At 73.4% G+C, this 9,055-nt stretch carries 4 protein-coding genes and 2 pseudogenes; 2 read left to right on the top strand and 4 right to left on the bottom strand.

Annotation, left to right across the window (positions count from 1 at the left end; all coding sequences use genetic code 11):
- The 3 genes and pseudogenes from ACTZWW_RS22115 to ACTZWW_RS22105 all read right to left on the bottom strand — a co-directional run.
- Window positions 1–1,103: pseudogene (locus tag ACTZWW_RS22115) on the bottom strand (hypothetical protein); the annotation flags it as partial.
- 49 nt (window positions 1,104–1,152) lie between these two features.
- On the bottom strand, window positions 1,153–2,913 hold the full coding sequence (gene argS, locus ACTZWW_RS22110; protein ID WP_444783127.1) for an arginine--tRNA ligase: 1,761 nt from the start codon (window positions 2,911–2,913) through the stop codon (window positions 1,153–1,155).
- Between the two features lie 137 nt (window positions 2,914–3,050).
- Window positions 3,051–5,135 carry a 3-hydroxyacyl-CoA dehydrogenase NAD-binding domain-containing protein gene (locus ACTZWW_RS22105; protein WP_444783126.1) on the bottom strand — a complete coding sequence of 695 codons (2,085 nt, stop codon included), beginning with the start codon at window positions 5,133–5,135 and terminating at the stop codon, window positions 3,051–3,053.
- 218 nt (window positions 5,136–5,353) lie between these two features.
- Between ACTZWW_RS22105 and tyrS the strand changes: the two genes are divergently transcribed.
- Window positions 5,354–6,625 carry a tyrosine--tRNA ligase gene (gene tyrS / locus ACTZWW_RS22100; RefSeq protein WP_444783125.1) on the top strand — a complete coding sequence of 424 codons (1,272 nt, stop codon included), beginning with the start codon at window positions 5,354–5,356 and terminating at the stop codon, window positions 6,623–6,625.
- A 261-nt stretch (window positions 6,626–6,886) separates the two neighbouring features.
- On the opposite strand, the gene ACTZWW_RS22095 is transcribed toward tyrS, so the two are convergent.
- Window positions 6,887–7,753 (bottom strand): NAD(P)-dependent oxidoreductase, encoded by an 867-nt coding sequence (locus ACTZWW_RS22095; RefSeq protein WP_444783124.1) that lies wholly within the window; start codon window positions 7,751–7,753, stop codon window positions 6,887–6,889.
- Between the two features lie 193 nt (window positions 7,754–7,946).
- Here ACTZWW_RS22095 and ACTZWW_RS22090 point away from each other — a divergent pair.
- A pseudogene (locus ACTZWW_RS22090) lies at window positions 7,947–9,055 on the top strand (hypothetical protein); the annotation flags it as partial.

Below are 9,055 nucleotides of genomic sequence, written 5' to 3'. Positions count from 1 at the left end.
GCGACGTCCTGCTGCGCGGGCTGCTGCTGGGCCGGTGCCTGGGCGGCGGCCGGCGCCGTCGGCTGGAGCCCCGTGGGCGCGACGATCGTGCCGTCCGGCCGCACCGTGACCGTGCGCACCCGCCGCGGCTCGCCGAGCGCCGCGACCGCGGGCGAGCTGACGAGCGGCGGCTGCAGGCCCGCGTCGAGACCGGCGAGGCCGTCCTCTCCGAGCGCCTGCGCAATCGGGTCGTCCGCGTTGGAGGCCGGCGCGGCGCCCGGCTGCGGCAGCACGACGCGCGGCGCCTCGCCCCCGGCCGGACGATCGAGGCCGGCGATGTCCACCGGCTGCTCCTCGCGATCGACGACGCGGGCCTCGCCGCTGTCGGCGCCGAGCAGCGCCGTGTCCTGGTTGGGGATCTCGACGCCGCCGGGGTCGGCCGGCGGCACGCGGGCGGGCTCGCTGTCTGCGGCGATGAGCGGCGGGTCGGCCGGTGCCTGGTCGACGGAGCCGGCGAACCACAGCGCCGTGCCGACGCCGATCGCGGCGACGACGATCAGCGCGCCAGCGGTGACGAGGCTCTTGCGCCCGGCGCCGCGGCGGCGCGGCTCGTCCTCGTCGAGCTCGTCGTCGTAGGCGCCGCCGGCCCAGTCTGCGGCGTCGTCATGCGCGGGACCGTCCGCCGCGTAGGGCTCGTCCCATTCGCCGGCGTCGTCGTAGGCCTCGTCGTATTCCGGCTCCTCGTAGCCGGGGCTCTCGTACCCCTGGTCGTCGCGGGGGGCGGGCCGTCGGGGATCGACGCGGGCGGGGTCGCGCGGGTCGTCCACGGAGAAGCCCTGCGCCGCATAGGCCGCGCGCGGATCCTCCACGTCGGGCCGCCGCTGGGGCGGCTGCGGCGCGGGGGGAACCCGCCGCGCGCCGGCGCGAGCCGCATCCTCGTCGAGAATCGCGCCGAACGGGTCGTCTTGGCCGACGATGCGGGCGAGCTCCGCCAGCGGGTCCGCCTTCGGCGCGGGCGGCTGCCCGTGGAGCGCACCCGCCCGCGGGTCCCCGCCCGTCTGACGCAGCTGGCGCTCGATCTCGTCGAGATCGATGGAGAGCCGCCGTTTCGCGTTGTCGCTCATCGCGCCGATATCCTCAGCCTCGCAACGCCTCGCGGTGGACGCGACGCGCTCAGCGCATCTCGTCCGGGGCCGCGACGCCCAGTATGGAAAGTCCGGAGGCGATCACGCAACGGACGGCGTGCGCCAGCGCGAGCCGCGCCTCGGTGGACTTTCGGTCGGCTTGATTAACAAACCGTAATTGCGGCAAGTCTTTGCCCTTGCTCCATAATTGATGCAGCGCCGCGGCGAGGTCGTAGAGGTAGAACGCGACCCTGTGCGGCTCGTGGGCGGTGGCCGCCTGCTCGATCGTGCGCGGGAAGAGCGCGATGCGCCGCAGGAGGTCGAGCTCCGCCTCGTCGGACAGGAGCGCGAGATCGGCCGCCGCCAGCGCCTGCGGCCCGAAGTCGACGCCCGGCATCTGTTCCGCCGCCTGTCGGAAGATCGAGGCGCAGCGGGCGTGCGCGTACTGCACGTAGAAGACCGGGTTGTCCTTCGACTGCTCGACGACCTTGGCCAGGTCGAAGTCCAGCGACGCGTCGTTCTTGCGCATCAGCATCATGAAGCGCACGGCGTCGCGGCCGACCTCGTCCACCACCTCACGCAACGTGACGAAGTCACCGGAGCGCTTGGACATCTTCACCGGCTCGCCTGCGCGCAGCAGCTTCACCAGCTGGCAGAGCTTGACGTCGAGCGCCCCCTCCCCGCCGGTGACGGCGGCCACCGCCGCCTTCATGCGCTTGACGTAGCCGCCGTGGTCGGCGCCCCAGACGTCGATCATCTCCTTGAAGCCGCGCAGGTACTTCGAGCGGTGGTAGGCGATGTCGGCGGCGAAGTAGGTGTAGGAGCCGTCGGACTTGAGCAGCGCGCGGTCCGTGTCGTCGCCGAAGCGGGTGGCCCGGAACAGCGTCTGCTCGCGATCCTCCCACTCGTCGTCCTTGGCGCCCTTGGGCGGCTCGAGCCGGCCTTCGTAGATGAGGTCGCGCACGCGCAGGTCGGCGATGGCGGACGAGATGTCGTCGACGTCGCCGGTGGCGAGCGAGCGCTCGGAGAAGAACACGTCGTGGACGATGTCGAGCGCGGCGAGGTCGGCGCGGATCATCGCCATCATCTGGTCGATGGCGGTGTCGCGCACGATCGGCAGCCAGGTCTCCTCGTCCTGCTCGAGCAGGCCCGGCCCGTGGATCTCCTCGAGCGCCTGCCCGACCGGGACGAGATAGTCGCCCGGATAGAGCCCCTCGGGGATGGTGCCGATGTCCTCGCCGAGCGCCTCGCGGTAGCGCAGGTAGGCGGAGCGGGCGAGCACGTCGACCTGCGCGCCGGCGTCGTTGATGTAGTACTCGCGCGTCACGTCGCGCCCGACGAAGGCGAGCAGGTTGGCGAGCGCGTCCCCGAACACCGCGCCGCGGCCGTGGCCGACGTGGAGCGGGCCGGTGGGATTGGCCGAGACGTACTCGACGTTGACCTTCGGCCCCTCCGCCGCGCCGCCGCGGGCGTAGCCGGTGCCGGCACGCACCGCCGCGCGCAGCACGTCGTGCAGCACGGACGGGGCGAGCCGCAGATTGATGAAGCCAGGGCCGGCGATCTCGACCCCGGCGATGCGCGGGTCCCCGCGCAGGTCGGCGGCGATCAGCTCGGCGAGATCGCGCGGCTTCGCGCCCGCGTCCTTGGCGAGCACCATCGCGGCGTTGGTGGCGAGGTCGCCGTGGGCGGGATCGCGCGGCGGCTCGACGACGGCGCGGGCGTGATCGAGCCCCGCCGGGAGCGCGCCGGCCTCCACGAGCCGGGCGAGCGCCTCGGCCACGCGGGCCTCGAAGAGGGCGAAGAGGTTCATGTGGGACCCGTCCGTTCGGCGCCGGCGGACCGGCCGGCGCGGGATCGTTCTCGTGCGCGGGGTTTAGGACGGAACGCGGCGGGGGGGAAGGGGGTGGAGGGGTTCGGGGGCGGCGCCCATGCCGCGCGCCGACGCCCTCACCTCTCCGACAGCCGCCCTCCCTCCTCCGCGAGGCGGCGGAGGAGATCCGGCACCGCGTAGGCGTCGCCGTGCGTGGCGGCGTAGCGGTCGAGGGCCGCGACGATCGTGGGGAGCCCGGTCTCGTCCGCCCAGAACATCGGGCCGCCGCGCCAGGCGGGGAAGCCGTAGCCGTTGATCCAGACGACGTCGATGTCCGAGCCGCGGATCGCCTTGCCCTCCTCCAGGATGCGCGCGCCCTCGGCCACCATCGGGTAGAGGCAGCGCTCCAGGATCTCGTCGTCGGAGATCGCGCGGCGCGCGATGCCCTTCTCGGCGGACATGGCGTGGACGATCTCCTCGGTGACCGGCGAGGGGGTGCCCCGGCGGGCGTCGTCGTAGTCGTAGAAGCCGGCACGAGTCTTCTGCCCGCGCCGGTCGCGCTCGCACAGGCGCTCCTTGAGCGTCTCGCCCTTCGAGGTCTCTCGCGACCAGCCGAGGTCGAGCCCGGCGAGGTCGCTCATCTGGAAGGGGCCCATCGGCAGGCCGAAGGCGACGAGGACGCGGTCGACGTCCCAGGGCATGGCGCCCTCGAGGACGAGGTGCGTCGCCTCCGCCTGGCGGCGCGCCAGCATGCGGTTGCCCACGAAGCCGTGGGCGACGCCGACGCACACCGCGACCTTGCGCAGGCGCTTGGCCAGGGCCATCGCTGTCGCGATCGCGTCGGGCGCGGTCCTCTGCGCGCGCACCACCTCGAGCAGCTTCATGATGTTCGCCGGCGAGAAGAAGTGCAGGCCGAGCAAGTCCTGCGGGCGCGACGTCGCCGCGGCGATGGCGTCGACGTCGAGATAGGAGGTGTTGGTGGCCAGCAGCGCGCCGGGCTTCGCCACCCGGTCGAGGGCGGCGAAGACGGCCCGCTTCACCTCCATCGTCTCGAAGGCGGCCTCGATCACCAGATCGGCCTGGGCGAGATCCTCGTAGGCCAGCGAGGTCGCCAGCCGCCCGAGCCGGGCATCCGCCTCGCCCTGCCCGATCCGGCCCTTGGCGGCCGACCCCGCGTAGGTCGTCTCGATCGTGTTCCGGCCGCGGGCCAGCGCCTCCTCCTTCGCCTCGACGATCGTCACGGGGAAGCCCGCGTCGAGGAAGGCCATGGCGATGCCGGTGCCCATCGTGCCGGCGCCGACGATGCCGACGCGCTCGACGGTGCGGGTCGGCGTCTCCCGACCGATACCGGGGATCTTCGCCGCCTCGCGCTCGGCAAGGAAGGCGTGGCGCAGGGCCTTCGACTGGGGGCCCGCCTCGAGCTCCTGGAAGGTGGCGCGCTCGAGGGCGAGGCCCTCCGCGAACGGACGATCGAGCGCCGCGGCGACGCAGGCGATGGCGCACTCCGGCGCCACCTGTCCCCGCAGGCGCTTGGCCGCATGGGCACGGGCCGCATCGAAGGCGGCGGGATCGGGGGCGAGCCGCCCGGTCTCGTCGCGGACCCTGCGCAGCAGCCGCTCCGGCGGCAGGCCGCGCGCGAGTAGATCGCGCGCGAAAGCGATGGCGTCCGCCCGCAGGCTCTCCTCGCCCGAGGCCCGCGCATCGACGACGCCCGCCGCGCGGGCGGCCTCGCCGACGAGCCGCTTGCCCTCGACGATCAGCGAGAGCGCCGTCGCGACGCCGGCGAGCCGCGGCAGGCGCTGGGTGCCGCCCGCACCGGGGATCAGCCCGAGGGACACCTCGGGCAGGCCGAAGGCGGCGCTCGGCGTCGCGATGCGGTGGTGGCAGGCCATGGCGAGCTCGAGCCCGCCGCCCAGCGCCGTCCCGTGCACCGCGGCGACGACGGGCTTCGGCGCGCTCTCGATCGCCTCGAGCACGGCCCGGAGATCGGGCTCGGCCCGCGGCTTGCCGAGCTCGCTCACGTCCGCGCCGGCGACGAAGGTCCGCCCCGCGCAGATGAGCACGATCGCGCGCACGGCCGCGTCGGCGCAGGCGCGCTCGATGGCGGAAACGAGCCCCGCCCGCAGCGCCGCCGAGGTGGCGTTCACGGGCGGGTTGTCGAGGGTGACGATCGCGATCTCGCCCTCCCGGTCGAGCGTGACGACCTCGTCGGCGACGGTCATGGGCGGCCCTCCTGAAAACGTCGAGCGAGCGGTCTCGCATGCCGAGCCGCCGCGGGGAAGACGCAGGGCTGCCCGAGCCAACCTGGCAGGACGCGCTCCGCCGGCATGCGCAAAGCTCGTTTCGCGCGTGCCAAGCGGGTCGCGGCCTGCTAAAGGCCTCGCGTCCCGGACGATCCGGGGCTCCTCCCCATGAAGAGGCGAACGGAAAGAGAGACGCCATGAGCGCGCCCACCGCACTCACCCTCAAGTCGGATTTCCTCGCGACGCTGCAGTCGCGCGGCTACATCCACCAGTGCTCCGATTACGCGGGGCTCGACGAGAAGGCTCTGGAGGGGGCGGTCACGGCGTATGTGGGCTACGACTGCACCGCGCCCTCGCTGCACGTCGGCTCGCTCGTCTCGATCATGATGCTGCATTGGCTCCAGAAGACCGGCGGCAAGCCCATCGTGCTGATGGGCGGCGGCACCACCCGCGTCGGCGACCCGACGGGACGCGACGAGGCGCGCAAGCTCCTCTCGGAGGAGCAGATCGAGTCGAACAAGGCGGGCATCAAGCGCGTCTTCTCGAAGTTCGTGAGCTTCGGCGAGGGCGCGCGCGACGCGGTCATGGTCGACAACGCCGATTGGCTGCTGGCGCTCAACTACATCGCCTTCCTGCGCGACGTCGGCCGGCACTTCTCGGTCAACCGCATGCTGTCGTTCGATTCGGTGAAGCTGCGGCTCGATCGCGAGAGCGAGTTCTCGTTCCTCGAGTTCAACTACATGCTGCTCCAGTCCTACGACTTCGTCGAGCTGGCGCAGCGCCACGGCGTCAACCTGCAGATGGGCGGGTCGGACCAGTGGGGCAACATCGTCTCCGGCATCGACCTCGGCCGGCGCATGGGCACGCATCAGCTCTACGCGCTGACCTGCCCGCTGCTCACCACCGCGTCAGGTGCCAAGATGGGCAAGACGGCGGCCGGCGCCGTGTGGCTCGACGAGAGCATGCTCTCGCCGTGGGACTACTGGCAGTTCTGGCGCAACACGGAGGACGCCGACGTCGAGCGCTTCCTCAAGCTGTTCACGCTGCTGCCGCTCGACGAGATCGCCCGCCTCGCCGCGCTGCAGGGCGCGGAGATCAACGAGGCGAAGAAGATCCTCGCCACCGAGGCGACCGCCCTCCTCCACGGGCGCGCGGCGGCGGAGGAAGCGGCGCAGACGGCGCGGCGGACCTTCGAGGAGGGCGCGCTCGCCGACACGCTGCCGACGGTCGAGATCCCGCGCGCGCGCCTCGCCGAGGGTCTCGGCGTCCTCACGGCGTTCGGCCCCGACCACGCCGGCCTCGTCCCCTCGATGAGCGAGGGCCGGCGCCAGGTGAAGGGCGGGGGCCTGCGGGTCAACGACGTCGCCGTGTCCGATCCGACGGCGACGCTCGGCGAGGCCGACCTGCGCGAGGGCGTGATCAAGCTGTCGTTCGGGCGCAAGAAGCACGTGCTGCTGAAGGCGGTGTGAGGCCACGGACGGCGTATGCGGGGCGCGACGCGGTTCCCCTCTCCCTCGTGGAGAGGGGCTAGGGGTGTGGGGCGTCGAGCGAGGCTCTCAGGCTGGAGGGACGAGCGGGCCGTGCAGGCCGGCATCCGCGTTGTCGTCGGTCCTGCACGCCCCACACCCCCGACCCCTCTCCAGGAGGGAGAGGGGAGACCGTCGGCGCCCTGCACGAGGGTATCACGCCACGCTTTCGAGGCCCTCCTCCCGCAGCGCTCCCGCGCCCCCTCACTTCTCCAGCCGCGCCACCAGGCTCGACGTGTCCCAGCGCTTGCCGCCCATCTTCTGGACGTCGGCGTAGTACTGGTCGACGAGGGCGGTGAGCGCGAGCGTCGCGCCGTTCTTGCGCGCCTCGTCGAGGACGATGTTCAGGTCCTTGCGCATCCAGTCGACGGCGAAGCCGAAGTCGAACTCGCCCTTGGCCATCGTCTTCCAGCGATTCTCCATCTGCCAGGAGCCGGCGGCGCCCTTCGAGATCGTGTCGAGCACGGCCTCCATGTCGAGCCCCGCGCGCTTGCCGAAATGCACCGCCTCGGCGAGGCCCTGCACGACCCCGGCGATGCAGATCTGGTTGACCATCTTGGTGAGCTGGCCCGAGCCGGCGGGGCCGATCAGGCGACACATCTTGGCATAGGCCTGGATGACGGGCTCCACCCGCTCGAAGGTCGCCTCGTCGCCGCCGCACATCACGGTGAGCGCGCCGTTCTCCGCGCCGGCCTGACCGCCGGAGACCGGCGCGTCGACGAAGCCGAAGCCCTTCTCCCAGGACAGCGCCGAGAGCTCGCGCGCCACCTCGGCGGAGGCGGTGGTGTGGTCGACGAAGACCGCGCCCTTGGCCATGCCCTTGAAGGCCCCCTCCGCGCCGATCGTCACCTCGCGCAGGTCGTCGTCGTTGCCCACGCAGGCGAAGACGATCTCCTGGCCTTCCGCGGCCGCACGCGGCGTCTTGGCGAATGCGCCGCCGTGCTCGGAGACCCAGCGTTCCGCCTTGGACTGGGTGCGGTTGTAGACGGTGACCTCGTGGCCCTTGCCCGCCAGGTGCCGCGCCATGGGATAGCCCATCACGCCCAGTCCCAGGAACGCTACCTTCGCCATGTCTCATGCTCCTCGCTGCGGGGGATGCGTCGTGCCGTGGGGCACGGTTCTAGAGCATCCGCCGACGGAGTGGAACCGCGATGGCGGCGGTTCGATCAGGCGCGGCGGGACCGCGCCTTAAGCCGGGATTAACCGTAACCTGCGTTCAATCGGGCCAACGCCGAGACCGCTCGGCCCGGAGTTCCAGCGTCTCATGTCTCTCCTCGCCGGGATGGCCAGGGCTGCGATCGTCGCGGCCGGTGCCGGCCTCGGGCTCGTGATCGCCTCGGCGATCGAGCCGCCGGGGTCGGGACCCTATCTCGCCTCCGTCGACCTCGCGCGCGAGGGGGCGCGGCCGCCCGCGACCGCGCTGCCGCCGGGCGCGGAGATCGTCGACGAGGGCGATCGGCGGGTGCTGCGTGCCGTCGGCGAGACGCCCGAGGCCGCCGCGGCGCTCGCGACCGCGGCCGCCTACACCGTCCTGTGGAGCGCCCGCGACCCCGCGCCGTCCGCTGCGACGGCCGCACCCGCCTCCCCCGCTCCGTCGCGCGCTCCGCCTGCCGCGGACCTCTCCGAGCGCCTGGACGCGCTCCGCACCCGCGACGAGGCCGGCGCCACGCTCCGCCGCCTGGGCGATGCCGACGATCCCGAGCGCCTCGCGAGCGCGCAGGGCCTGCCGCCCGCCGTCGAGGCCGCGGCGGTGCGCTACGTCGAGGCGTCGATCGCCGCGGCGGACGCGCAGGATGTCTACGGCCCGCGCCACCCCAGCCGCACCGCCGCGCTGCGGCAGCTCGAGAATGCCCGAGGGCGGCTGCTCGCCGCCGCCGACGCGGCACGCGAGGAGGCACGCGCCGCGCTCGACGCGGCCCGCGATCGGCTGGCGCGCCTCGATCGGCCCGCAGAGACGCCCGCGGAGACACCTGCAGAGACGCCTGCAGAGACGCCCGCAGCGTACCCTTCCGGACGGGACGAGAGGCAGCCCATCGGCGCGGCCCCGCCGGTCGCGGCGATGCCCGCCGCTCCGCCGCTCCTGGCGCCGCGGGTCGAGTCGTCCGTTGCCGGCGCCGGCCTGCCGTGGGAGCCGATCGGCGCGGGCGCCGGCGCCCTCGCCGCCTATCTCCTCACCGCGCTGCGTTTCTCCGGCTCCCGGCGCGCCCGCCGGCCCGCGCGGGCGGACGCGAGGGCCACGGCCGCTCGGCCCGACGTCGCAACCGCCGCGCAAGCCGTGCCGCTCCCCCACGCTGCACCGGCGCCGGCCGAGGCTCCCACGGACCGCGCGCCGCCGCGGCGGCACGACCCGGCGGCGCTCGCCGCGACCTGGGA

The sequence above is a fragment of the Salinarimonas sp. NSM genome (assembly GCF_052380005.1).
Lineage (GTDB): Bacteria > Pseudomonadota > Alphaproteobacteria > Rhizobiales > Beijerinckiaceae > Salinarimonas.
This window is presented reverse-complemented; position numbering and strand designations above follow the sequence as displayed.